The 23,079-nt window shown below is 55.4% G+C and carries 23 protein-coding genes, 1 tRNA gene and 3 pseudogenes; 12 read left to right on the top strand and 15 right to left on the bottom strand.

The genetic code is table 11. The features are described from left to right. Positions 1–299: 299 nt before the first annotated feature. Positions 300–375, bottom strand: a tRNA-Phe gene (locus tag ACZ6J2_RS12445). 169 nt (positions 376–544) lie between these two features. Here ACZ6J2_RS12445 and ACZ6J2_RS12440 point away from each other — a divergent pair. Together ACZ6J2_RS12440 and ACZ6J2_RS12435 are read left to right on the top strand one after the other, a co-directional pair. Beyond that, positions 545–1,390, top strand: a complete 846-nt coding sequence (locus tag ACZ6J2_RS12440; protein WP_087823476.1) for an AraC family transcriptional regulator — start codon at positions 545–547, stop codon at positions 1,388–1,390. A gap of 36 nt (positions 1,391–1,426) precedes the next feature. Beyond that, positions 1,427–2,017 carry a LysE family translocator gene (locus ACZ6J2_RS12435; RefSeq protein ID WP_471725841.1) on the top strand — a complete coding sequence of 197 codons (591 nt, stop codon included), beginning with the start codon at positions 1,427–1,429 and terminating at the stop codon, positions 2,015–2,017. On the opposite strand, the gene ACZ6J2_RS12430 is transcribed toward ACZ6J2_RS12435, so the two are convergent. The 5 genes from ACZ6J2_RS12430 to aspA form a co-directional block, all read right to left on the bottom strand. Then, positions 2,014–2,589, bottom strand: coding sequence for a transcriptional regulator (locus tag ACZ6J2_RS12430; protein ID WP_471725840.1), 576 nt, complete (start codon positions 2,587–2,589; stop codon positions 2,014–2,016). The two genes, ACZ6J2_RS12435 and ACZ6J2_RS12430, sit on opposite strands and share 4 nt — an antisense overlap. Before the next feature lie 49 nt (positions 2,590–2,638). Then, positions 2,639–4,330, bottom strand: a complete 1,692-nt coding sequence (locus ACZ6J2_RS12425) for a protein-disulfide reductase DsbD (protein ID WP_471725839.1) — start codon at positions 4,328–4,330, stop codon at positions 2,639–2,641. After that, on the bottom strand, positions 4,306–4,629 hold the full coding sequence (gene cutA, locus ACZ6J2_RS12420) for a divalent cation tolerance protein CutA (RefSeq protein ID WP_471725837.1): 324 nt from the start codon (positions 4,627–4,629) through the stop codon (positions 4,306–4,308). Before cutA ends, ACZ6J2_RS12425 begins: the two co-directional genes overlap by 25 nt. Positions 4,630–4,742: 113 nt before the next feature. Next, positions 4,743–6,044: an anaerobic C4-dicarboxylate transporter gene (locus ACZ6J2_RS12415; protein WP_023334226.1), complete on the bottom strand. Its 1,302-nt coding sequence runs from the start codon at positions 6,042–6,044 to the stop codon at positions 4,743–4,745. Between the two features lie 115 nt (positions 6,045–6,159). Further along, positions 6,160–7,596: an aspartate ammonia-lyase gene (gene aspA / locus ACZ6J2_RS12410; RefSeq protein WP_003855923.1), complete on the bottom strand. Its 1,437-nt coding sequence runs from the start codon at positions 7,594–7,596 to the stop codon at positions 6,160–6,162. A gap of 335 nt (positions 7,597–7,931) precedes the next feature. On the opposite strand from aspA, the gene ACZ6J2_RS12405 reads away from it, so the two are divergent. Further along, positions 7,932–8,396 carry an FxsA family protein gene (locus ACZ6J2_RS12405; RefSeq protein WP_023616652.1) on the top strand — a complete coding sequence of 155 codons (465 nt, stop codon included), beginning with the start codon at positions 7,932–7,934 and terminating at the stop codon, positions 8,394–8,396. 24 nt (positions 8,397–8,420) lie between these two features. On the opposite strand, the gene yjeH is transcribed toward ACZ6J2_RS12405, so the two are convergent. Further along, a complete protein-coding gene (gene yjeH, locus ACZ6J2_RS12400; protein WP_471725835.1) occupies positions 8,421–9,671 on the bottom strand; it encodes an L-methionine/branched-chain amino acid transporter in 1,251 nt (416 codons plus the stop codon). A gap of 178 nt (positions 9,672–9,849) precedes the next feature. Here yjeH and ACZ6J2_RS12395 point away from each other — a divergent pair, with 178 nt between their 5' ends. From ACZ6J2_RS12395 to ACZ6J2_RS12385, 3 genes are all read left to right on the top strand, one after another. Next, the gene (locus ACZ6J2_RS12395; RefSeq protein ID WP_003855929.1) at positions 9,850–10,143 is read left to right on the top strand and encodes a co-chaperone GroES; all 294 of its coding nucleotides are present in this window, start codon (positions 9,850–9,852) and stop codon (positions 10,141–10,143) included. Between the two features lie 31 nt (positions 10,144–10,174). Further along, the gene (gene groL / locus ACZ6J2_RS12390) at positions 10,175–11,818 is read left to right on the top strand and encodes a chaperonin GroEL (RefSeq protein WP_014882201.1); all 1,644 of its coding nucleotides are present in this window, start codon (positions 10,175–10,177) and stop codon (positions 11,816–11,818) included. Between the two features lie 134 nt (positions 11,819–11,952). Beyond that, a complete protein-coding gene (locus ACZ6J2_RS12385) occupies positions 11,953–12,306 on the top strand; it encodes a DUF4156 domain-containing protein (RefSeq protein WP_023310115.1) in 354 nt (117 codons plus the stop codon). Between the two features lie 47 nt (positions 12,307–12,353). On the opposite strand, the pseudogene epmB reads toward ACZ6J2_RS12385, so the two are convergent. Then, a pseudogene (gene epmB, locus ACZ6J2_RS12380) lies at positions 12,354–13,381 on the bottom strand (EF-P beta-lysylation protein EpmB). A gap of 40 nt (positions 13,382–13,421) precedes the next feature. Between epmB and efp the strand changes: the two are divergent. The 3 genes from efp to ecnB all read left to right on the top strand — a co-directional run bounded on the left by efp (position 13,422) and on the right by ecnB (position 14,433). Continuing rightward, positions 13,422–13,988 (top strand): elongation factor P, encoded by a 567-nt coding sequence (gene efp / locus ACZ6J2_RS12375; RefSeq protein ID WP_010427766.1) that lies wholly within the window; start codon positions 13,422–13,424, stop codon positions 13,986–13,988. A 58-nt stretch (positions 13,989–14,046) separates the two neighbouring features. Next, entirely contained in the window at positions 14,047–14,178 is a 132-nt protein-coding gene (locus tag ACZ6J2_RS12370; RefSeq protein ID WP_024907352.1) for an entericidin A/B family lipoprotein, read from the top strand. Between the two features lie 108 nt (positions 14,179–14,286). Next, on the top strand, positions 14,287–14,433 hold the full coding sequence (gene ecnB, locus ACZ6J2_RS12365; RefSeq protein ID WP_003025482.1) for a lipoprotein toxin entericidin B: 147 nt from the start codon (positions 14,287–14,289) through the stop codon (positions 14,431–14,433). 36 nt (positions 14,434–14,469) lie between these two features. Here ecnB and ACZ6J2_RS12360 read toward each other — a convergent pair whose 3' ends face one another. Next, complete coding sequence (locus ACZ6J2_RS12360; RefSeq protein WP_126797376.1) at positions 14,470–15,069, bottom strand: helix-turn-helix transcriptional regulator; 600 nt, start codon at positions 15,067–15,069, stop codon at positions 14,470–14,472. A gap of 261 nt (positions 15,070–15,330) precedes the next feature. On the opposite strand from ACZ6J2_RS12360, the gene sugE reads away from it, so the two are divergent. Beyond that, positions 15,331–15,648 carry a quaternary ammonium compound efflux SMR transporter SugE gene (gene sugE / locus ACZ6J2_RS12355; RefSeq protein WP_006178944.1) on the top strand — a complete coding sequence of 106 codons (318 nt, stop codon included), beginning with the start codon at positions 15,331–15,333 and terminating at the stop codon, positions 15,646–15,648. On the opposite strand, the pseudogene ACZ6J2_RS12350 reads toward sugE, so the two are convergent. Both ACZ6J2_RS12350 and blaACT read right to left on the bottom strand, forming a co-directional pair. After that, positions 15,645–16,174: pseudogene (locus ACZ6J2_RS12350) on the bottom strand (lipocalin family protein). The gene sugE and the pseudogene ACZ6J2_RS12350 sit on opposite strands and share 4 nt — an antisense overlap. A gap of 135 nt (positions 16,175–16,309) precedes the next feature. Further along, positions 16,310–17,455, bottom strand: a complete 1,146-nt coding sequence (gene blaACT, locus ACZ6J2_RS12345) for an ACT family cephalosporin-hydrolyzing class C beta-lactamase (RefSeq protein ID WP_471725849.1) — start codon at positions 17,453–17,455, stop codon at positions 16,310–16,312. A gap of 132 nt (positions 17,456–17,587) precedes the next feature. Here blaACT and ampR point away from each other — a divergent pair, with 132 nt between their 5' ends. Next, positions 17,588–18,463, top strand: a complete 876-nt coding sequence (ampR, locus tag ACZ6J2_RS12340; protein WP_471725834.1) for a LysR family transcriptional regulator AmpR — start codon at positions 17,588–17,590, stop codon at positions 18,461–18,463. 29 nt (positions 18,464–18,492) lie between these two features. Here ampR and frdD read toward each other — a convergent pair whose 3' ends face one another. The 4 genes and pseudogenes from frdD to frdA all read right to left on the bottom strand — a co-directional run bounded on the left by frdD (position 18,493) and on the right by frdA (position 21,785). Then, on the bottom strand, positions 18,493–18,852 hold the full coding sequence (gene frdD, locus ACZ6J2_RS12335; RefSeq protein WP_032662398.1) for a fumarate reductase subunit FrdD: 360 nt from the start codon (positions 18,850–18,852) through the stop codon (positions 18,493–18,495). 10 nt (positions 18,853–18,862) lie between these two features. Further along, entirely contained in the window at positions 18,863–19,258 is a 396-nt protein-coding gene (gene frdC / locus ACZ6J2_RS12330; RefSeq protein WP_032662400.1) for a fumarate reductase subunit FrdC, read from the bottom strand. Between the two features lie 10 nt (positions 19,259–19,268). Beyond that, positions 19,269–20,003 carry a succinate dehydrogenase/fumarate reductase iron-sulfur subunit gene (locus tag ACZ6J2_RS12325; protein WP_023310124.1) on the bottom strand — a complete coding sequence of 245 codons (735 nt, stop codon included), beginning with the start codon at positions 20,001–20,003 and terminating at the stop codon, positions 19,269–19,271. Continuing rightward, a pseudogene (frdA, locus tag ACZ6J2_RS12320) lies at positions 19,996–21,785 on the bottom strand (fumarate reductase (quinol) flavoprotein subunit). The gene ACZ6J2_RS12325 and the pseudogene frdA overlap by 8 nt, the downstream one beginning before the upstream one ends. 310 nt (positions 21,786–22,095) lie before the next feature. Here frdA and epmA point away from each other — a divergent pair. Beyond that, positions 22,096–23,073 carry an elongation factor P--(R)-beta-lysine ligase gene (gene epmA, locus ACZ6J2_RS12315; protein WP_024907345.1) on the top strand — a complete coding sequence of 326 codons (978 nt, stop codon included), beginning with the start codon at positions 22,096–22,098 and terminating at the stop codon, positions 23,071–23,073. Positions 23,074–23,079: the final 6 nt, after the last annotated feature.

Below are 23,079 nucleotides of genomic sequence, written 5' to 3'. Positions count from 1 at the left end.
CAGAAGTGAAACGCCGTAGCGCCGATGGTAGTGTGGGGTCTCCCCATGTGAGAGTAGGGAACTGCCAGGCATCAAATAAAAGAACCCCGTACCGTAAGGTGCGGGGTTTTTTGCTTTGTGCGCGCAGAAAAGCCCGATGGCGCTGCGCTTGCGGAGCCCACGAGTTTAGTAGGCCGGATAAGGCAAAGCGGGCAATGCAGACCGCACGATCCCACGGCAATGAGAAACAGGAATACAAAGAAGGGATGTATAAACGCAGAAAAGCAAAAACCCAGCCATAGGCTGGGTTCTTTAAATAGTGGTGCCCGGACTCGGAATCGAACCAAGGACACGGGGATTTTCAATCCCCTGCTCTACCGACTGAGCTATCCGGGCAACGGAGCGCATTAAACCGCAATCACGCTCGATCGTCAACATTATTTCGGGAAAAGCTGTTCAACTGCTTAAGTTTGCGGCAATCTGTCCGCTTTCGCCGTGAAAATGCACAAATCTTCCAGACACAACCAGTGTAATACGGCAATGCTGATAGCAAGAGGAGGACAGTATGGCGAATGACTGGCTTGAACTGCGTCAGCATGCAGATACGGGTATTGAGACGATTAAAGCGCATTTCGAAGGGCATGCCTTTGATCCGCACTGGCACGATAGCTATCTGGTAGGGATAACCCTCTCCGGCACGCAGCAGTTTCACTGCCGCCGTGAGCGTCATCGTAGCCAGCCGGGCGACGCATTTCTCCTCGAACCTGGCGAGATCCACGACGGTGATGCGCCTGTAGAGGGCGGCTTTACCTATTTGACCTTCTATCTTGATGAGCGCTGGCTTACACGTGCACTACAGGGGCTTTACGAATCGACTCCCGGGAGTTATTCACTCCACTTTGCCCGAACGCTAACGCGGGAGCCGCAGCTGGTGCGCGCTATCGGTGAGACATTCTCCACCCTGCATAATGACGAGATGAAAATCGTTCAGCAGAGCACTATGGATAATCTGCTCTCCCGGATCACCGCCCATTGCCACTGGCGTAAAAAACTGCCGTCGCAGTTACAAAGCGCTGCCGTGGCACACCGTGCGCGCGACTATCTCTTTGCTCATATCGGCGAGAACGTAGGGCTGTCAGACCTTGCGCGCGAGACGGGCACGGATCGCTTTACCCTGACGCGCTGTTTTAAGCGCGAGTTCAACCTGGCGCCACACGCATGGCTTATTCAGCTGCGTCTGGCAAAGGCCCGACAGCTGCTGGCGCGGGGTGACCAGCCCGTTGATGTGGCTGCCGCAGTGGGTTTTGCCGATCAAAGCCATCTGGGACGTTGGTTTCAGCGTGCTTACCGTATCTCTCCCGCACACTACCGCCGGTTGTGCACAAACCTTCCAGACGTTTCCAAAAAATAACGGCACATTCATGGCTCTAATAAAAAGGAGCCACCTGTGAGTTTGATACCCTTTCTGTTGTTCGCATTTGTCGCCTCCATTACGCCGGGGCCGACCAATATTCTCGTGCTGACGAACAGCCAGCACTTTGGCGTAAAAAATACCGTACCTGCTATTCTGGGCGGATGTATCGCGGCCAGTGCGATTGTGCTGGTATCAGGCGCGGGCGCAGGGGAAGTGCTGCGTCAGTATCCTCTGATACGTCAGATAATGAGCTGGACAGGCGTGCTGTGGCTAAGCTGGATGAGCTGGCAGCTGTTTCGCGCCCCGGCAGCCCGTCTCTCCGCTGAGAACCGTATCCGATTCACCGCTCGGGCGGCGGCACTGCTGCAGGTTGTGAATCCCAAAACCTGGATGATGGCGCTGGCCGTCGTCAGCCTGTTTGCCCCAGCTGGTGACCATGCATTGCGCGATATTGCGCTAATGGCGCTATGGTTTCTGCTGATCTCGATAGCCTGTTTGATGTGCTGGGCGTGGCTGGGTAAAGCGGTAAACCGAATTTTTCGCACCACCGTGGCGATGGTGCGGTTTCAGCGCCTGATGGCGCTGTGTCTGCTCGCCTCCGCCTGGGCGGGCATGCTGGCTTAGGTCAGCGCTCCACCCATTCTGCATTGGGCAAAGCGTAGAATATCTTCCGCCAGGCGGTGCGCCGTATCCACATCGGCCTGGCTACGGTTCACCAGCATGCGGCTGAGACAACCTTCCAGCACCAGCTCCATCTGTTTAGCCACCATCGCAGGGTCATCGACCTCCAGCGTGGTCAGCAGCTCGTGGGTGAAGTCATGCGCCGCCCGTTTTTGCTGATCCGCCAACTGGTGAATAGGATGGCCAGGGTCAGGAAAATAAGTGCAGGCGGCGATGAACAGACAACCCGGGTAGCGGTTGTTGTTGACGCATTCCGTCAGGGCGGTATAGCGCGCCAGCAGCTTTTGCTCCGCGGTCAGTTCTTCATTCAGCATCAGTTGCCTGCGCCAGATATCAACCTGCTGGCTGAGGTAGCGCAGGGCATCATAGAGTAGCGCCTCTTTATCCGGCCAGAAGCGCTTAAGTTCATCCAGGGGATAATCGATACGGTCGGCTACCATCTCAAGCGTGGTGCTGGCGATCCCTTGAATCTCAAGTAGTTGCAGGGCTTGTCCCAGTACGTCTTCACGTTGCACGGTTATCTCCTCCGCTATTCCCAACGGTTTGTCCCGCTTAAAGTGTTGTTTACGGTTGGCGATTGCGCAAATGCGCGCTAAATGCCGCAGCATCCATAAACCCGGTTATACGCTGCTCTGGCTGCTCCTGGCCCTGTTGACTGAAGAACAGAATGGTTGGCAGCCCGAGCACGTTAAGCTGCTTCAGCAGAGCCTTATCCTGCGCATTATTGGCGGTCACGTTCGCCTGGAGCAAAACGGTCTCTTTCAGGGCGCTTTGCACCTGTGGATCGCTAAAGGTATATTTTTCAAACTCTTTGCAGGCGACACACCAGTCGGCATAGAGATCGAGCATCACCGGTTTGCCTTTCGCCTCTGCCATGGCGCTGTTAAGTTCATCCACGTTTTTTATCTGGGTGAAGTTCAGATGCGCTTGCGTCTGACCCACCTGTGTGCCGAACGCCCAGTCCTGCAGAGGGCGTACGCTCACCAGTGCGGCAGCCAGCAGCAGGATTTGCACCAGGCGCATCCATGGCTTCTTCGCCCCCAGGCTGACGATAAACGCCCAGGCAAAGAATGCTACGCCGAGCATCGCCCACAGGCGCAGACCCCATGCGTCGCCGATGATACGCTCAAGAAGGAACACCGGCAGCGCGAGGATGACAAAACCAAATGCGGTTTTCACCGTCTCCATCCACGGGCCGCTCTTCGGCAGAAGTCGATTGCCGAAAACCGTGACCAGAATCAGCGGCAGGCCCATGCCGAGCGCGTAGAGGTACAGCGTACCCCCGCCGAGCCACATGTTACCGCTCTGGGCGATGTACAGCAGGATAGCGCTCAGTGGTGCGGTAGTGCAGGGAGAGCAAATCAGCCCGGCAATGGCACCCATCGCGAACACGCCGCCTGCCGAGCCACCCTGCTGACGGTTGCTCATCAGCGTTAAGCGCGTTTGCAGCGAAGAGGGCAGCTGTAGCGTGAACAGGCCAAACATTGACAGCGCCAACAGGATAAACACCGCTGACAGGCCAATGAGAACATAAGGGTGCTGGAGTGCCGCCTGGAACTGTAACCCGGCAGCAGCAACCACAAGGCCAAGGGCTGTGTAGGTTAGCGCCATTCCCTGCACGTATATAAAAGCCAGCAGCAGCGCGCGGGCGGTGGAAAGACGCTGTTTGCCGCCCAGCACGATGCCAGAGATGAGCGGATACATTGGCAACACGCACGGCGTAAAGGCAATGCCGATACCAATCAGTAACGCCCACAGCGCTGAGAACGGAAGGTCAGCGCGGTCGTTGGTTTTCTCAACCGAGGGGACCGGCGTTACAGCAGCAGTCGCTTTCACTTCGCTGAGCGGCACGACTTTCGTTTCCGGCGGATAGCAGAATCCCGCGTCCGCGCATCCCTGGTAGGTCACCGTCAGCGTCGCGCCTTTATCCGCCTGATTCACCGTCACGGGCACGCTCAGGCGCTGGCGGTAGATTTCACTCTTACCGTAGAACTCGTCCTCGTGCCACTCGCCAGCGGGCAATTGTAATGCGCCCACGTTTGCCCGGGCAGGGGTAATGCTCACCTGCTTGCGATAGAGGTAATAGCCCTCTTTCACCTGCCAGGTGAGCGTCAGATCGTGCTGGTTCTGCTGAAAATCGAAAACAAACGCCTGGTCGGCAGGAATAAAGTTCGAACGGCCGGGCGCGTCAAACAACCCGGCAAAAGCTGACGTGCTGCACAGCAGCAGGATCAGCGTAAGGAAGCGTTGAGCCATGAGAGATAGTCGTTATCGCCATGAACCACTGGCAAGACCAGCAGCTCCGGGGTTTGGTAAGGATGATGAGATTTGAGGCAGTCCAGGAGAGCCTGCTGATTCGCCAGATTGGTTTTGAGCAACATCTGGACTTCGTACTCTTGCTCCAGCTTGCCTTCCCAGTAATAAAGGGAGGTAGCACCGGGGAGGAGCGTCACGCAGACGGCCAGTTTTTCGGCCAGCACTTTAGCGGCGAGATCCTGGGCAGAGGCTTCATCAGGGGCGGTACACAGTACGACGACAGCATCAGGCGTGTTCACAAGTCGACCTCCTCATCACGAAAGGCTTCACTATATCACGCAAGGCGGTTGGTCATTAATGAAACGGGCCGCAGAGCGGCCCGATTTTAACTATTTTTACAACCACTCACCGTTTACAGTACCACGCCGCCAATGATAAAGCCGAGGATCACGCAAAGTGAAATGGCGACCACGCCCGGGATCAGGAACGCGTGGTTAAACACATACTTACCGATACGGGTTGAGCCGGTGTCGTCCATCTCCACCGCCGCCAGCAGGGTTGGGTAGGTTGGCAGAACGAACAGGGCGGAAACCGCCGCGAAAGAGGCAATCGCCGTCAGTGGCGTCACGCCCAGCATCAATGCCGCAGGCATCAGCGCTTTGGTGGTCGCCGCCTGGGAGTAAAGCAGGGTAGCGGCAAAGAACAGCACCACCGCCAGCAGCCACGGGTAGTTGTGCAGCAGGTCGCCAGCGACGGTCTGAATGTCGCTGATGTGCGCTTTCACGAAGGTATCACCGAGCCAGGCTACGCCGAGGACGCACACGCAGGCGCTCATACCGGATTTAAAGGTGCTGGCGTTCAGCACTTCGCTGGTGTCGATTTTACAGGTGATGCTAATCAGCGTCGCGATGGTCAGCATAAACACTACAATCGCTTCGTTACGCGGCAGGACAGGGTTCTGGATCAGGCCCACGGTGTCGCTGATGGCGGTCGCGTAGAACATCACTGCCACAATACCGATCAGGAACAGCAGCACGGAGCGCTTTGCGTGCGGCTTCAGCTCGAAGACCTGGCTGCCGCGCAGTCTCACTTCGCCCTTGGCAAGGCGTTCCTGGTAAACCGGATCGTCTTTCAGTTCGGCGCCGAGGAAGTTACACAGCACGGCAGTGATCATCACCGCGATCAGCGTCACCGGGATACAGATCGCCAGCAGCGTCAGGTAGCTCACGCCCATCGGCTCCAGAATACCGGCGAAGAAGACCACCGCAGCGGAAATCGGCGAGGCGGTAATGGCAATCTGGGACGCGACGACGGCAATAGAGAGCGGACGAGATGGACGGATACCCTGCTCTTTCGCCACTTCGGTAATCACCGGCAGCGTAGAGAAGGCGGTGTGGCCCGTACCGGCGAGAATGGTCATAAACCAGGTCACCAGCGGGGCAAGGAAGGTAATGTACTTTGGATGGCGGCGCAGCATACGCTCCGCCAGGCTTACCAGGTAGTCCATACCGCCTGCCACCTGCATGGCGGCGATAGCGGCAATAACTGCCATGATGATTTCGATAACGTCGAACGGGATTGCGCCGGGTTTAATCTGAAAGATAAGGGTAAGAACGAGCACCCCGAGACCGCCGGCAAAACCGATGCCGATACCCCCGAGTCTTGCTCCCAAATAAATCGCCAACAAGACGATGACGAGTTCTGCTCCAAACATAAGGACCTGCCTTGCTTATTAACAAGTTGATATTGAATTGTTGTATTTAGGTAACGCCTAAAAAGAAAAAAGGCACGTCACAAGTGACGTGCCTTAAGAAGCCTAGCCAGAACGGTTACTGTTCGCTTTCATCGGTATATCGTTTCGCTTTATATGCCGGGTGCATCAGGTTCTGGGCCGAGAAGATATCGTCCAGCTCAGCTTCGGTCAACAGCCCGCGCTCCAGCACCACTTCACGTACGCTCTTACCGGTTTCGGCGCAAATCTTACCGACGATGTCACCGTTGTGGTGACCGATGAACGGGTTGAGGTAGGTGACGATCCCGATGGAGTTGTAGACATAACCCTCACAGACTTCTTTATTCGCCGTGATGCCGTTAATGCATTTTTCCAGCAGGTTGTAGCAGGCGTTGGTCAGGATGTGGATGGATTCAAACATCGCCTGGCCAATCACTGGCTCCATCACGTTCAGCTGCAGCTGACCCGCTTCAGAGGCCATGGTCACGGTCGTATCGTTACCGATGACTTTGAAGCAAACCTGGTTCACCACTTCTGGCACCACCGGGTTCACCTTGGCTGGCATGATGGATGAACCGGCCTGCAGCTCTGGCAGGTTAATTTCATTCAGGCCAGCGCGCGGACCGGAAGAGAGCAGGCGCAGGTCGTTACAGATTTTGGACAGTTTCACCGCCAGACGTTTCAGGGCGCTGTGTACCATGACGTAGGCGCCGCAGTCGGAGGTGGCTTCAATCAGGTCTTCTGCAGGCACAACCGGCAGGTTAGAGACTTCCGCCAGCTTCTGTACCGCCAGCTGCTGATAGCCATCCGGGGTGTTCAGACGGGTACCGATGGCGGTGGCGCCCAGGTTCACTTCCAGCAGCAGCTCGGAGGTGCGCAGCAGGTTTTTGGTCTCTTCGTTCAGCAGTACGTTAAACGCGTGGAATTCCTGGCCGAGCGTCATCGGCACCGCGTCCTGCAGCTGGGTACGACCCATTTTCAGGATGTCCTGGAACTCAACCGCTTTACGCTGGAAGCCATCACCCAGCTGGTTGATCGCATCCACCAGTTTCACCACAGAGGCATACACCGCGATACGGAAGCCGGTAGGGTATGCGTCGTTGGTAGACTGGCATTTGTTTACGTGGTCGTTCGGGTTCAGGTACTGGTATTCACCTTTCTGGTGACCCATCAGCTCCAGGCCGATGTTTGCCAGTACTTCGTTGGTATTCATGTTGACGGAGGTGCCCGCGCCGCCCTGATAGACGTCAACCGGGAACTGGTCCATGCATTTGCCGTTGTTCAGCACTTCATCGCAGGCCGCGATAATCGCATTTGCCGCGCTTTTAGGAATGGTTTGCAGCTCTTTGTTGGCCAGTGCTGCGGCTTTCTTCACCATCACCATGCCACGGACAAACTCAGGGATGTCGCTGATTTTGCTGTTGCTGATGTAGAAGTTTTCAATCGCTCTCAGAGTGTGGACACCGTAGTAGGCATCCGCTGGAACTTCCCTGGTACCCAACAAGTCTTCTTCGATACGAATGTTGTTTAACATGTGAACCTTCTTTTCAAGCTGCCGATGGATTGTACTAAACACACAGTATTTATGTGGTTTTGAATATTTTCTGGCCGACGATTATTCCCTCAATCAGCCAGATGCTCGAGATCATATGCTGATGATAGCGAATTGCCGTAAGCTGGATCACTTATTATCGAGCCGATTCCATGATAATTATTAATCTGTGAAATGGGTCACCGCTTTATAATTTCCAAAAAAAATATCCGTGCAAACTGATTGAATTTTCGCTAACCGACACCATTTCATACAAACGCGCGTCGCGAACACATTCAGACAGGGGCCCGATGGCCTCTGCCACACAGGAGATGCCAGTGCGCTGGATACCGTTTATTGCTTTCTTTCTCTATGTTTACATTGAGATTTCCATTTTCATCCAGGTTGCCCATGTGCTGGGCGTCCTGCTGACGCTGATTCTGGTGATTTTCACCTCCGTCATCGGCATGTCGCTGGTGCGTAATCAGGGTTTCAAAAATTTCCTGATAATGCAGCAGAAGATGGCCGCAGGGGAAAGCCCGGCGGAAGAGATGATCAAAAGCGTGTCGTTGATTATTGCGGGGCTGCTGCTGATCCTGCCGGGGTTCTTCACTGACTTCCTCGGCCTGCTGCTGCTTCTGCCGCCGGTGCAAAAACACCTGACCATGAAGCTGCTGCCGCATCTGCGCTTTAGCCGTATGCCGGGCGGCGGGTTCAGCACCGGGCCGGGCGATACCTTTGAAGGGGAATATCAGCGTAAGGATGAACAGCACGACCGTTTAGACCATAAAGACGATCGGTGATTTTGTTGCCCGGTGGCGCTTCGCCTACCGGGCCTCCGGGAGCGCACCGCGCTTCGGCAAAAACACCCATAGCCCTGCCAGCATGATAATCGCGTACAGACTCTTCCATCCCACCATCGCCAGCAACAGCAGGCAAAGCAAACCCCCGACGACCGCCAGAGCTTTATAGCGGCCTTTCAGCAAACGACATCCCGCCAGCATGCACAGCAGGTAGATCATGATGAAAATGCCGTTGGCGTAAACGATCAGCGCGTCCAGATTGATCTTCAATGCGTAAATACACAGCGTGCTCACCACGCAGCAGCCCAGTACGGCATTCAGGGCATTCAGCGGAAGCTGGCGTTTAGACAGGCGCGCGAGGCGATTCTCTGGTTTGTCGAGCGCCTGCGACCACACCAGCCGGGCAAAGCTCTGGATATAAATATTGAGGCTGGCAAAACAGGCGAGATAGCCGATGACACAGGCGATCCATAGCGCCTTCACGCCGAACAGTTCCACCACGATACCCGGCAGCGATGCTGCGGCGGCGAGATCCGCTCCGAACGCGTGGAAGTGTAAGACCAGCACGGTACACGCCCAATAGACCGTGCCAGCCAGCAGCAGGCCTATCATCAGCGCGCGGGGGAAATCACGTTCAGGCTGCTTAAATTCAGAGGCCAGATGGGCAAAGGCTTCCAGACCAACAAAACACCAGAACATGACGGAGAGCGCGGCGAAAAGCTGGGAATGGTCGACGTCGGTCAGCGCCGGGAAGGGAATTTCCTTTATTGTGATATCGCCCGCCCACCAGATTGCGACAACGAGCGCGACAATCAGCACCGCAACCAGCGTCTGCAGGTTGGCGCTGGAGCTGGCGCCGCGAGAGCCCACCCACCAGACGATCGCCAGCGTACCCAGCTCGGCCAGCAATAACTGCTCGTTATGCCAGCCAAACAGCGCCTGACCAAAGCCGGTCGCAATATGCAACGCCGCAGGAAGGCCAACCGGAATGACGGAGAGAAACAGCCAGCCGGTAACACGCTGCAGCCGCGGGCCAAAGGCCAGTCCGACAAAGTGCGCCACGCCGCCCGCGCTGGGGAAATGCCGCCCCAGGATGGCAAACACAATGGCTATCGGGAAAACCAATACAATCAGCGCTGGCCACGCCCACAGGCTGTTATTTCCAGCCACCAGCGCCGCCAGTGCGGGTACGGCAAACACGCCCGTACCTAACAAGGAGGTTGAGAGCAGTCCGACGCCCTGCGCCAGCCCCAGCTCCTGCTTGAGTCCACTCATTCACATCGCCCTGCCAGTACCAAAAGAGAGGCGATGGTAACACTTTCGCAAATTTTTTTTTCGACTCCCCCTTGAAGGGGGAAAAAGCTATCCCCATCTCTCAGGGCACTAGTCGGAAAACCGCATGCGGCCGGCGTCATCCATAACTGATAATGACTTTCTCAAAGGAGAGCTATCAATGAGTATTCGTCCGTTACATGATCGTGTGATCGTCAAACGTAAAGAAGTTGAAACCAAGTCTGCTGGCGGCATCGTTCTGACCGGTTCTGCAGCAGCCAAATCAACGCGTGGCGAAATCATCGCTGTCGGTAAGGGCCGCATCCTGGAAAACGGAACTGTGCAGCCACTGGACGTTAAAGTTGGTGACATCGTAATTTTCAACGATGGCTACGGCGTGAAATCCGAGAAGATCGACAATGAAGAAGTGTTGATCATGTCCGAGAGCGACATTCTGGCAATTGTTGAAGCGTAATTTACGCACGAGAATTTGAGGAAATAAGAACATGGCAGCTAAAGACGTAAAATTCGGTAACGACGCTCGTGTAAAAATGCTCCGCGGCGTAAACGTACTGGCAGATGCAGTTAAAGTGACTCTGGGCCCGAAAGGCCGCAACGTAGTGCTGGATAAATCCTTCGGCGCGCCAACCATCACTAAAGATGGTGTTTCTGTAGCACGTGAAATTGAGCTGGAAGACAAGTTCGAAAACATGGGCGCGCAGATGGTGAAAGAAGTTGCCTCTAAAGCGAACGACGCTGCAGGTGACGGTACCACCACCGCGACCGTACTGGCGCAGGCAATCATCACCGAAGGTCTGAAAGCCGTTGCTGCGGGCATGAACCCAATGGATCTGAAACGTGGTATCGACAAAGCTGTCGCCTCCGCTGTTGAAGAGCTGAAAGCGCTGTCCGTACCGTGCTCTGACTCTAAAGCCATTGCTCAGGTTGGTACTATCTCCGCTAACTCCGACGAAACCGTAGGTAAACTGATCGCTGAAGCGATGGACAAAGTCGGTAAAGAAGGCGTGATCACCGTTGAAGACGGTACCGGTCTGGAAGACGAACTGGACGTGGTTGAAGGTATGCAGTTCGACCGCGGTTACCTGTCCCCATACTTCATCAACAAGCCAGAGACTGGCGCTGTTGAGCTGGAAAGCCCGTTCATCCTGCTGGCTGACAAGAAAATCTCCAACATCCGCGAAATGCTGCCAGTACTGGAAGCCGTTGCGAAAGCAGGCAAGCCTCTGGTTATCATCGCTGAAGACGTTGAAGGCGAAGCGCTGGCGACCCTGGTGGTTAACACCATGCGCGGCATCGTGAAAGTGGCTGCGGTTAAAGCACCTGGCTTCGGCGATCGCCGTAAAGCGATGCTGCAGGATATCGCTACCCTGACCGGCGGTACCGTAATCTCTGAAGAGATCGGTATGGAGCTGGAAAAAGCGACCCTGGAAGATCTGGGCCAGGCGAAACGCGTTGTGATCAACAAAGACACCACCACCATCATCGATGGCGTGGGTGAAGAAGCTGCTATTCAGGGCCGCGTGGGTCAGATCCGTAAGCAGATCGAAGAAGCGACTTCCGATTACGACCGTGAAAAACTGCAGGAGCGCGTAGCGAAACTGGCTGGCGGCGTTGCGGTAATCAAAGTTGGTGCAGCGACCGAAGTTGAAATGAAAGAGAAAAAAGCACGCGTTGACGATGCCCTGCACGCGACCCGTGCTGCGGTAGAAGAAGGCGTGGTTGCTGGTGGTGGTGTTGCGCTGGTGCGTGTTGCCGCTAAACTGGCAGGCCTGACCGCACAGAACGAAGATCAGAACGTGGGTATCAAAGTTGCGCTGCGCGCAATGGAAGCTCCTCTGCGTCAGATCGTTTCTAACGCCGGTGAAGAGCCATCAGTGGTTGCGAACAACGTGAAAGCGGGCGAAGGTAACTACGGTTACAACGCAGCAACTGAAGAATACGGCAACATGATCGACTTCGGTATCCTGGATCCAACGAAAGTGACCCGTTCTGCTCTGCAGTACGCGGCATCTGTCGCTGGCCTGATGATCACCACCGAGTGCATGGTCACCGATATGCCTAAAGGCGATGCACCAGACTTAGGTGCTGCTGGCATGGGCGGCATGGGCGGTATGGGCGGCATGATGTAATCGTGCGCTCTACGTCGTAGAATGTGAAAAACCCCCGGGCAGAAATGCTCGGGGGTTTTTCTTTTGGTCATCTTTTAGGTATAAGATTTACACACGGACAACTACTGTCCAGCTTATTGAAAACGAGGAATAACATGCGCGTAAAAGTCTGTGCAGGGATTGTAGGGGCAGCATTGCTGCTGGCGGGTTGTAGCTCCAGCAATGAGCTGTCGGCAGCGGGCCAGGGCGTTCGCTTTGTGGAAGATAAGCCTGGCAGTGAATGCCAGCTGTTAGGCACGGCAACCGGTGAGCAAAGTAACTGGATGTCAGGTCAGCATGGCGAAGAAGGCGGCTCGATGCGCGGTGCGGCGAATGCCCTGCGTAACCAGGCTGCGGCAATGGGCGGTAACGTGATTTACGGCGTGAGCAGCCCAACGCAGAGTATGCTGTCCAGCTTCGTGCCGACCGCCAGCCAGATGAACGGCCAGGTCTACAAGTGCCCGAACTGATTGCCTTTTTCCCTCTCCCTGTGGGAGAGGGTTAGGGTGCGGGGAAACTAGCACTGCCGCAACTGCAGATCCAGCGGCGTCTTGCTCGGCTCTCCGCCAATCTCGCGTGCCAGCTTCGGCACCATATAGCCTGAAACCAGCGTTAACAGTTCGCGCATAATCTGCCGGGCTTCTTCATCCGTCACCATGAAATGCGCCGCGCCCTGAACGCGATCCAGCACGTGCAGGTAATAGGGCATCACGCCCGCATCAAACAGGGCATTGCTCAGGTCGGCCAGCACGCGGGCGCTGTCATTGACGCCGCGCAGCAGCACGCTCTGGTTCAGCAGCGTCACGCCCGCTTTACGCAGACGCGCCATCGCCGCGCGAAAGTCATCGTCAATTTCATTCGCGTGGTTAATATGGTTCACCAGCAGCACCTGCAATCTTGACCGCTCCAGGCGTGACACCAGGCCGTCAGTGACACGTGCCGGAATGACAATCGGTAAACGGCTGTGAATACGCAGGCGCTTAACGTGCGGGATGGCTTCAAGCTGAGTCAACAGCCAGTCCAGCTCATGATCTTTTGCCATCAGCGGGTCACCGCCGGAAAAATAATCTCATCCAGCTCCGGATGGACGGCGATATAGTCCAGCGCGACCTGCCAGTTGCGTTTATTGCCCTGGTTTTCGGCATACGGGAAGTGCCGACGGAAGCAATAACGACAATTTACCGCGCAACCGCCTTTTACCAGCAGCAGGGCGCGGTTGAGATACTTATGCAGTAAACCCGGCACCACGCTGTTCTGCTCTTCCAGCGGATCGGTGCTGTATCCCGGCGCGGTGACAAACTCATCCTGCGAAGTAAGTGTTTGTTTTAATAGCGGATCGTCGGGGTTGCCTTTCTCCATCCGCGCCACAAACGAACGGGGAACGCGCAGGGCGAAAAGGCGCTTTGCCTCGCGGCCTGCAAGCAACTCTGGGTGCTGATCGAGGTCTAAAAGACGCAGCAATTCATCAGGACTGGTGATTACATCGGCAAGTTGCGATAACCAATCTTCTCTGGACGGGGTGTTTAGGGTTACAATATGCGCCATTTTGTGGCTTAGCTACCAGTTAACAAATTTAGAGGGCCTTATGGCAACGTACTATAGCAACGATTTTCGTGCTGGTCTTAAAATCATGATGGACGGCGAACCGTACGCGGTTGAAGCCAGCGAATTCGTTAAACCAGGTAAAGGCCAGGCATTCGCACGCGTTAAGCTGCGCCGTCTGCTGACCGGTACCCGTGTTGAGAAAACCTTCAAGTCTACTGACTCCGCTGAAGGCGCTGATGTTGTTGATATGAACCTGACCTATCTGTACAACGACGGTGAGTTCTATCATTTCATGAACAACTCCACTTTCGAACAGCTGTCTGCTGATGAGAAAGCGGTAGGTGATAGCGCTAAATGGCTGCTGGATCAGGCTGAGTGCATCGTGACCCTGTGGAACGGCCAGCCTATCGCGGTGACCCCACCAAACTTCGTAGAACTGGAAATCGTTGAAACCGATCCAGGTCTGAAAGGTGATACCGCAGGTACCGGCGGTAAACCAGCCAAACTGTCTACCGGCGCAGTGGTTAAAGTTCCACTGTTCGTACAGACTGGCGAAGTGATCAAAGTGGATACCCGCTCCGGCGAATACGTATCCCGCGTGAAGTAATTTACGTCATGATTGAAGGCGCAGCGCCCGCTGCGCCTGATTTTTGCAGGCAGGGATGATGAAACGAACCGTTAAAATTCTGCTTCTGTTAGCGCTTTCCAGTGCATTGCTTTCTGGCTGTAACACCACCCGTGGAATGGGACAAGATATACAGGATCTCGGTCATATCATTTCTCACGCCGCCAGCTAAGTTCGTCTATTTTTCCTAAAAATGCTTCCTTTTCCGTCAACCGGCGGGATCTTGTCTATTCTTAAGTTGCTATACACAAAACAACTTTGGCTATAAAAGGAAGATATTATGGTTAAGAAAACAATTGCAGCGATCTTTTCAGTCCTGGTACTTTCTTCAGTGTTAACTGCCTGTAATACCACGCGTGGCGTCGGTCAGGATATTTCTGAAGGTGGTAGCGCAATCTCTGGTGCGGCAACCAAAGCTCAGCAGTAATTAACATACGGTACGAGACCAGCGGGTTTCGTACCGTCAGCTTTCTGATTCCTGCAGGGATAAGAACGGAGAAAAACGCGTATCCATATGCAATTTCATGCGGATATTGCGTTTATAGGTATACACCGTTTTTCCGTTGATACTCAGGTGAGCGGCAATTTTTTGATTGCTCGCACCGTCCATCCACAATGTCAGCACTTTCTCTTCCTGTCGGGTCAGCAAGGGGGCCGCTGCGGTTGGCCTGTCAGCGCTGGCGCGTGAGATTAATGCGTTGTTGATCGTCGTTGCCACTTCTTCGAGACTGGCGTTTTTCAACAACGACGACCACACCGGGAATTGTTCGAGCCAGTCGGTCATGCCGCGGTCCTCTCCCGATTGCAGCAAAATAAACGGTAATCGTTCACTGGCGCTCAGCAACGACGAGAGCTGCTGAAAATGATGAATATCCTGCCTGAAGCCGTAAAGATCGGCGATAACCAGCGTGGGTTTCCATTGCAGAATGTGCTCCCTGGCAAGGAACAGATTATTTAACCCGGTCACAACGTAGTGTCCCGGGAACAAACCGGAATGATTGAGCCATGCTTCAAACCCCGTGCGGGTGAAGTGACAACGGTCAATCAAAAGAATTTTGAACATATTTTATTCGCAGTCGGCTAGTGGTTTGGCTTCCTGCCATCAGAAAGCACATCATCATAGAGAAGTCGGATGAGTGCTAAATGCCGGAACTACGCGCCATACTGCGGCTATTTCTTGCCTTAACGTATTCAGCAAAAAATGATTGAAAAAAAATAGCACGCTAACCACAATATGGGGCGTAATCTCTGCCTTACGGGACGACCCGTAAGCGTTTCTTTCACCGGGGACGGCCCCAACTTGTATTAAGTTAAGGAGCCTGAAATGTCCTGGATCATTCTTTTTATTGCTGGCCTGCTCGAAGTGGTATGGGCAATTGGTCTCAAGTACACCCACGGATTTACCCGCCTGACGCCCAGCGTCATAACCGTCACCGCGATGATCGTGAGTATTGTCCTGTTATCCTGGGCGATGCGCTCGCTGCCTGTGGGAACGGCTTACGCCGTCTGGACGGGCATTGGAGCGGTGGGGGCCGCCATCACCGGCATTCTGCTGCTGGGAGAGTCAGCGAGTCTGGCGCGTATCGCCAGCCTCGCCTTGATTGTGGCCGGGATCATTGGGCTCAAGCTCAGCACCCATTAATGGGGTTGTTTTACCCAGATAAGTTTTGATACATCAAACCCTTGCCGGGTCGCGACGTCCAGCATCTGCTGTTTCATTTCTGACGAAATAGTTGGCGTGCGGGAAAGTATCCACAGATAGTCGCGATCCGGCCCGCAGACCAGCGCGTGACGGTACTCTCTGTCGAGCGCTATCACGTTATAGCCGCCATAAAACGGGCCGAAGAAAGAGACTTTGAGCGCGGCCCGTCGCGGGTCGCCCGTGAAGTACGCTTTCCCAATCGACTGCTGCCACATCTCCGATCGGGATTATAGCCCCGGTTGATCACCTGAATACCGCCATCATCCATCGGGCTGTAATTCGCAGTGACCTTCTCCAGGCCCTGCTCAAACCGGTGGTCGAGGCGCGCGATTTCATACCATGTTCCAAGGAAGCGTTGTGCATCGAAAGGCGTGACGACGGTAACGCCTGGAGGTGGGGTAGGGGAACTGCAGGTAACCACTAAAAACGCGGCTGTCACCGCGGCGATAACAGGTAGAATGCGCATAGGAGTTTCCTTACTGTTTTTTGTTAAGTGTAGATGACGGCAAGGAAAATGTGGTTTTTGTGCGGTGTGTTTCGCCGGGTGGCCACCCCGAGGATTTTGTAGGCCGGGTAAGCGTTAGCGCCACCCGGCAATGTTTTACTGCAGCGCGACGAGGATACGGTATGCCGCCTCAACGCGTGCCGGGTTCGGATAGCTTTTATTCGCCAGCATCACAATGCCGAGCTGCTTTTCGGGAATAAATGCCACGTAGCTGCCAAACCCGCCGGTAGAGCCTGTTTTATGGACCCAGGACTCATTGACCGGGGGCGCCGGTGGATTCACTTCTCTCGCAGGCAACGGTGCCAGCGCCACCTTATTGTCGCTACCTTCAACCACGGTTTTGGCATCGACCGGCCAGTTAAGCATTTCCCAGCCTAACCCCTGATACATGGCACCCACGCGCCAGTAGCGAGACTGCGCCAGGGTAATGCCTTTCTTGAGTGAACTATCCTGAAGCGAGTCCGGCTTCATGTTGACCATCACCCAGTTTGCCATATCCTGCACGTTGGTTTTTACGCCATAGGCTTCAGCGTCCAGCATGCCTGGCGAAACGTGTACCGCTTTACCGTCGCGGTATCCCCAGGCGTAATGCGACCCTTCCGCTTTCGGAACGTTAATCCAGGTATGGTCCAGCTTGAGCGGCTTAAAGACCCGCGTCGTTATGGCCTGCTCATAGCTCATGCCGGAAGGCTTAACCGCCAGTGCGCCAAAAAGACCGATGCTGGCATTGGCGTAAAGACGCGTGGTGCCCGGCTTCCACTGCGGCTGCCAGTTTTGATAAAAGCGCAGCAGAGAGGCGTTATCCGTGACCTCATCCGGTACCTGTAACGGCAAACCTCCTGCGGTATAGGTTGCCAGATCCAGCATGCGGATCCCCTGCCACTGCTTGCCTGTCAGCTCAGGCCAGTATTTTGTCACCGGATCGCCCAGCGATATTTCACCGCGAGCAATGGCATCGCCGCCCAGTACGCCGGTGAAGGTTTTACTTATAGAGCCCAGCTCGAATAAGGTTTGTGGAGTGACAGGTTTATTCGCCGCGACATCGGCTTTACCGAAGGTAAAGTAGTGCGGCTGACCCTGATAAATCACCGCCACCGCCATACCCGGAATGGCCTGCGCTTTCATCAGCGGCGTAACGGTACGTTCCACCATCTCAGCCAGCTGTTTCTCTGACATCGGTGCAGCCAATACCGAGCAAGATGTGCTGAGCAGCAGGGCGCAGCAAAGGGATTTAGTCATCATCATTTATCTTCCGTAATAGCAGTTCAAGGGAGTGTCCGGGCCCGTCAGACCGCCGTAGTCTGTTGGATTTGACTATGGCTGACAAACGGTTAAATTTAGCATTAGCTGTTAATTTTTCTAACGGACGAGACCATGACGCGCAGCTATCTCCCTCTTAATTCCCTGCGGGCGTTTGAAGCAGCCGCCAGGCACCTCAGTTTTACTCATGCCGCTATCGAGCTGAACGTCACCCATTCCGCGATTAGCCAGCACGTAAAGGCGCTGGAGCAGCATCTTAATTGCCAGCTGTTTGTTCGCGTTTCGCGAGGGCTGATGTTGACCACCGAAGGCGAGAATTTGCTGCCGGTGCTGAATGACTCGTTCGATCGCATCGCCGGAATGCTGGATCGTTTTGCCAGCCAGCGCGCTCAGGAGAAGCTCAAAATAGGTGTGGTAGGGACTTTTGCCACGGGAGTTTTATTCTCGCTGCTCGCGGACTTTCGCCGCTGCTATCCGCATATTGATCTTCAGCTTTCCACACATAACAATCGCGTCGATCCGGCGGCTGAAGGGCTTGATTACGCCATTCGCTACGGTGGCGGCGCGTGGCATGGAACCGATGCTGAATTCCTTTGCCCTGCGCCGCTGTCTCCGCTCTGTACGCCTGACATAGCCTCAGTTCTCAAAAGCCCGGCAGATCTCCTGAAGTTTACCCTGCTGCGCTCCTACCGGCGCGACGAATGGGCGGCGTGGATGCAGGCAGCGGGTGAGCATCCTCCCTCACCGACGCACCGGGTGATGGTGTTTGATTCGTCCGTGACCATGCTGGAAGCCGCGCAGGCAGGCGCAGGGATTGCCATTGCGCCTGTCGACATGTTTACTCATTTACTCAGCAGTGAGCGCATCGTGCAGCCGTTTGCAACGGAGATTGACCTCGGCAGCTACTGGCTCACAAGGCTACAGTCACGGACAGAAACGCCCGCAATGCGCGAGTTTGCCCAGTGGCTGGTGGGGAAGATGCAGAAATAAAAGGCCCGCCGGATGGCGGGCCTGAAGCGTCAGAGGGTGACCACGGCAATCAGCGTCACCACGGTCAGGATGGTCGCCAGACCGTAGAACACCCATTTCCCGCTCGGTACATGGATTTTCAGATCATGCATCGCGTGGTGAATACGGTGCAGACCACACCACAGCGGCAGGACGATCATCAGGAAGATGAACACGCGGCCGATAAAGCTGCTCGCGAACGCCAGTACGCGCTCGTAGCTCAGCGCATCGCCCGGGAACAGCCCCAGCGGCAGCATAATGCCGACCAGCAGAATGATGACGGGGGCGATGATGGCACTCCACATGCCGCCTGCGCCAAACAGGCCCCAGAAGACCGGCTCGTCAGAACGTTTTGGATTTGGATTGATCACAGGTGTCTCCTTACCAGAACAGTGCGACAAACAGAATGACCACAGTGACCAGAATCGTCACTGCCCAGAGCCCTTTAATCACCGGCTCTGGCCCCATTTTCTCGTCTTTTATGATGATGTTCGCCGCTTTTGGCGCCAGCTCAAACCAGGTTTTGGTATGAAGCAGCGCGGCCGCGAGCACGATCAGGTTCAGAACAACAATGATCGGGTTTTGCAGGAAACCGACAAAGCTGGCCCAGGCTTCCGGGCCATGCTTGAGGGCAAAAACGCCGTACATCAGCTCAAGGCTGAACCAGACCGCCGGTACCGCCGTGCCTTCACGCAGCATGTAGAAGCGATAAAACGGCAGGTTTTTCCACCAGGTGGACGGCACAGGCCGCACATAGGCTTTGCGTTTAGTCGTCATCATGCACTCCTTAGCGTGGTTTCAGGGTTGCGATAAGAAAGTCTTTCGAGCTTTCCACTTTACCCTGCTGAATTGCGGCGGCCGGGTCGACGTGCTTCGGACACACTTCGGAGCAGTAACCCACAAAGGTACAGCTCCAGACGCCGTTCTGGCTGTTAAGCTGCGCCATACGTTCTTTTTTACCGTGGTCGCGGCTGTCTTCGTTATAGCGGTGCGCCAGGGTAATGGCGGCCGGGCCGATGAACTCCTTGTTCAGGCCAAACTGTGGACAGGCTGCGTAGCACAGGCCGCAGTTGATGCAGCCGGAGAACTGATGGTATTTCGCCATCTGAGCCGGCGTCTGGGTATTTGGCCCCTGATCCGGCGTGCGCGGATTACCGATGATGTACGGCTTAATGGCTTCCAGGCTTTCGATAAAGTGGGTCATATCGACCACCAGATCGCGTTCAATCGGGAAGTTGCCCAGCGCTTCGACCTTAATGCCTTTGGTGTACTCGCGCAGGAAGGTCTTGCAGGCCAGCTTCGGCACCTTGTTGACCATCATGCCGCAGGAGCCGCAGATTGCCATGCGGCAGGACCAGCGGTAGCTCAGGTCTGGCGCCAGGTTATCTTTGATATAGCCGAGCGCATCCAGCAGGGAGGTTTGCTCGTCATAAGGGACTTCATAGAAAGCGCTGTGCGGTGCGGCGTCCACTTCCGGATTGTAGCGCACCACTTCAACCTTCATTTTTTGCATCTCAGCCATTCGCCTTCTCCTTCTTCTCGGCGGCTTCTGCTTCTGCACCGTACACGCGTTTAGCCGGCGGCAGCGTGGTGATTTTCACGTCGCTGTAGTCCAGACGTGTGGTGCCATCTGCATCGCGCCAGGCGAGAGTGTGTTTCAGGAAATTGACGTCGTCACGTTCGGTACAGCCTTCGTCCAGACGCTGGTGGGCCCCACGCGACTCTTTACGCGCCAGCGCAGAGTGCGCCATACATTCCGCGACGTTCAGACCGTGGCCCAGCTCGATGGTGTAGAGCAGGTCGGTGTTGAATACGCTGGAGGTATCGGTGATGCGTACGCGCTTGAAGCGCTCCTGCAGTTCCGCCAGCTTGTCGACGGTTTTTTGCATCAGCTCTGGCGTACGGTAAATACCGCAGCCTTCTTCCATCGACAGGCCCATCTCGTCGCGGATCTTCGACCAGTTCTCGTTACCCTCCTGGTTCACCAGATCTTTCAGGCGTTTTTCAACGTCTGTGACCTGCGCATCCAGCGCGGCACCGTTGGCTTCGCCTGCGGTAGCCGCCCGCTCCATCGCGCGCTCGCCCGCCATGCGGCCAAAGACGACCAGCTCTGCCAGCGAGTTAGACCCCAGACGGTTGGCGCCGTGCAGACCCACGGAGGAACACTCGCCGACGGCGAACAGGCCTTTAATACGGGTTTCGCACTGCTGGTCGGTTTCGATCCCGCCCATGGTGTAGTGCGCGGTTGGACGCACCGGAATCGGCTCTTTCACCGGGTCGACGCCGACGTAAGCTTTCGCCAGCTCGCAGATGAACGGCAGACGTTCCAGCAGTTTCTTCTCACCAAGGTGACGCAGGTCGAGATAGACCACATCGCGCGCGGCGTGGAGATGGTGTTGCCTTTGCGCCACTCGTGCCAGAAGGCCTGAGAGACTTTGTCGCGCGGGCCGAGTTCCATGTATTTGTTCTTCGGCTCGCCGAGCGGGGTTTCCGGGCCCATGCCGTAATCCTGCAGATAGCGGTAGCCGTTTTTATTGACCAGAATACCGCCTTCACCGCGGCAGCCTTCCGTCATCAGAATGCCGGATCCCGGCAGACCGGTTGGGTGATACTGCACGAACTCCATATCGCGCAGCGGTACGCCGTGACCGAGCGCCATGCCCATGCCGTCACCGGTGACGATGCCGCCGTTGGTGTTATAACGATAAACGCGACCCGCACCGCCCGTCGCCATCACTACCGCGTTGGCGCGGATCTGGACAAGCGTGCCTTCCATCATGTTCATCGCCACCAGGCCACGCGCCTGTCCGTCATCAACCAGAATGTCGAGGACGAAATGTTCATCGAAGCGCTGAATTTGTGGGAACTGGAGGGAGGTCTGGAACAGGGTGTGCAGCATGTGGAAGCCGGTTTTATCGGCGGCGAACCAGGTGCGTTCAATCTTCATTCCGCCAAAGCGGCGAACGTTGACGCTGCCGTCCGGACGGCGGCTCCACGGACATCCCCACTGCTCAAGCTGGGTCATTTCCGTTGGACAATGATGCACAAAGTAGTCAACGACATCCTGTTCGCAAAGCCAGTCGCCCCCTGCAACCGTGTCGTGGAAATGGTATTCAAAGCTGTCATGATCCTGCGCAACGGCGGCGGATCCTCCTTCTGCTGCCACTGTGTGACTACGCATTGGATAGACTTTTGAAATCAATGCGATTTTAGCGTTGGGATTAGCTTGTGCTGCAGCAATCGCAGCACGTAATCCAGCCCCGCCAGCGCCTATTACGGCAAGATCGGCTTGAAAAGTTTGCACGACATTCCTCCAGATTTTTGTTATTTCGCAACGCGACAAACTAAAGGTAGTTCACCCGTCCAAAAGGACGATTGCGAAAGCGTTTCCACTGCTCCTTTATGGGTAAAACAGTATAACCGTGTAGATGTCAGGGAAATTTGACGTGTTCGATTTTTTTGCTGTTCTGTACGGCGATTTATCATGAAGATTGATGAAATACGTCACGAAAAAGTTCACCTAAATGAAATGCGCTTTTTTACTGCGCAAAATTTGTCTCTGCCCCTGCTAACGAGTAGACTTCGTGCCCTTGTCTGAAATCGGAGAACAACTCATGAGCGAAACGGCCACCTGGCAGCCGAGCGCATCCATCCCTAATCTGTTAAAACGCGCTGCAATTATGGCGGAGATCCGCCGTTTCTTTGCCGACCGCGGAGTCCTGGAGGTGGAAACGCCGTGCATGAGTCAGGCAACGGTAACGGATATTCATCTGGTGCCGTTTGAAACCCGTTTTGTTGGCCCCGGCCACTCTCAGGGCATGAATTTGTATCTGATGACCAGCCCGGAATACCATATGAAACGCCTGCTGGCGGCGGGATGTGGTCCGGTGTATCAGCTGTGCCGCAGCTTCCGTAATGAAGAGATGGGGCGTCATCACAACCCGGAATTCACCATGCTGGAGTGGTACCGCCCGCATTATGATATGTACCGTCTGATGAATGAGGTGGACGATCTGCTCCAGCAGGTGCTGGACTGCTCGGAAGCCGAAACGCTCTCCTATCAGCAGGCTTTCCAGCGCCATCTGGAAATCGATCCGCTGTCGGCGGACAAAACCCAGCTGCGCGAAGTGGCGGCAAAACTGGATCTCAGCAACGTGGCGGATACCGAAGAGGATCGCGACACGCTGCTGCAGCTGCTGTTTACCTTCGGTGTAGAACCGCAGATTGGCAAAGACCGTCCGACCTTTGTCTATCACTTCCCGGCAAGCCAGGCGTCGCTGGCGCAGATCAGTACCGAAGATCATCGTGTCGCAGAGCGTTTTGAGGTCTATTACAAAGGCATCGAGCTGGCGAACGGCTTCCACGAACTGACGGATGCCCGCGAGCAGCAGCAGCGCTTCGAGCAGGATAACCGCAAGCGCGCCGCGCGAGGTCTGCCGCAGCAGCCTATTGATGTTAATCTGCTTGAAGCATTAAAAGCAGGTCTGCCGGATTGCTCCGGCGTGGCGCTGGGTGTTGACCGTCTGGTGATGCTGGCCCTGGGCGCAGAGCAGCTTGGCGATGTGATTGCGTTTACCGTAGATCGCGCCTGACGGCAG

Source organism: Enterobacter sp. E14S (assembly GCF_055666685.1).
The sequence above is the reverse complement of the archived record's forward strand: the minus strand, read 5'-3'. Positions and strand labels throughout refer to the sequence as shown.

Excerpts from the sequence above, each read along its gene's own strand:
- frdC (WP_032662400.1), bottom strand. The coding sequence starts at position 19,258 with ATGACGACTAAACGCAAAGCCTATGTGCGGCCTGTGCCGTCCACCTGG.
- ACZ6J2_RS12385 (WP_023310115.1), top strand. The coding sequence starts at position 11,953 with ATGCGCGTAAAAGTCTGTGCAGGGATTGTAGGGGCAGCATTGCTGCTG.
- aspA (WP_003855923.1), bottom strand. The coding sequence starts at position 7,596 with ATGTTAAACAACATTCGTATCGAAGAAGACTTGTTGGGTACCAGGGAA.
- ACZ6J2_RS12440 (WP_087823476.1), top strand. The coding sequence starts at position 545 with ATGGCGAATGACTGGCTTGAACTGCGTCAGCATGCAGATACGGGTATT.
- sugE (WP_006178944.1), top strand. The coding sequence starts at position 15,331 with ATGTCCTGGATCATTCTTTTTATTGCTGGCCTGCTCGAAGTGGTATGG.
- ampR (WP_471725834.1), top strand. The coding sequence starts at position 17,588 with ATGACGCGCAGCTATCTCCCTCTTAATTCCCTGCGGGCGTTTGAAGCA.
- ACZ6J2_RS12360 (WP_126797376.1), bottom strand. The coding sequence starts at position 15,069 with ATGTTCAAAATTCTTTTGATTGACCGTTGTCACTTCACCCGCACGGGG.
- ACZ6J2_RS12425 (WP_471725839.1), bottom strand. The coding sequence starts at position 4,330 with ATGGCTCAACGCTTCCTTACGCTGATCCTGCTGCTGTGCAGCACGTCA.
- blaACT (WP_471725849.1), bottom strand. The coding sequence starts at position 17,455 with ATGATGACTAAATCCCTTTGCTGCGCCCTGCTGCTCAGCACATCTTGC.
- ACZ6J2_RS12415 (WP_023334226.1), bottom strand. The coding sequence starts at position 6,044 with ATGTTTGGAGCAGAACTCGTCATCGTCTTGTTGGCGATTTATTTGGGA.
- yjeH (WP_471725835.1), bottom strand. The coding sequence starts at position 9,671 with ATGAGTGGACTCAAGCAGGAGCTGGGGCTGGCGCAGGGCGTCGGACTG.
- efp (WP_010427766.1), top strand. The coding sequence starts at position 13,422 with ATGGCAACGTACTATAGCAACGATTTTCGTGCTGGTCTTAAAATCATG.
- ACZ6J2_RS12395 (WP_003855929.1), top strand. The coding sequence starts at position 9,850 with ATGAGTATTCGTCCGTTACATGATCGTGTGATCGTCAAACGTAAAGAA.
- groL (WP_014882201.1), top strand. The coding sequence starts at position 10,175 with ATGGCAGCTAAAGACGTAAAATTCGGTAACGACGCTCGTGTAAAAATG.
- epmA (WP_024907345.1), top strand. The coding sequence starts at position 22,096 with ATGAGCGAAACGGCCACCTGGCAGCCGAGCGCATCCATCCCTAATCTG.
- ACZ6J2_RS12370 (WP_024907352.1), top strand. The coding sequence starts at position 14,047 with ATGAAACGAACCGTTAAAATTCTGCTTCTGTTAGCGCTTTCCAGTGCA.
- ecnB (WP_003025482.1), top strand. The coding sequence starts at position 14,287 with ATGGTTAAGAAAACAATTGCAGCGATCTTTTCAGTCCTGGTACTTTCT.
- ACZ6J2_RS12325 (WP_023310124.1), bottom strand. The coding sequence starts at position 20,003 with ATGGCTGAGATGCAAAAAATGAAGGTTGAAGTGGTGCGCTACAATCCG.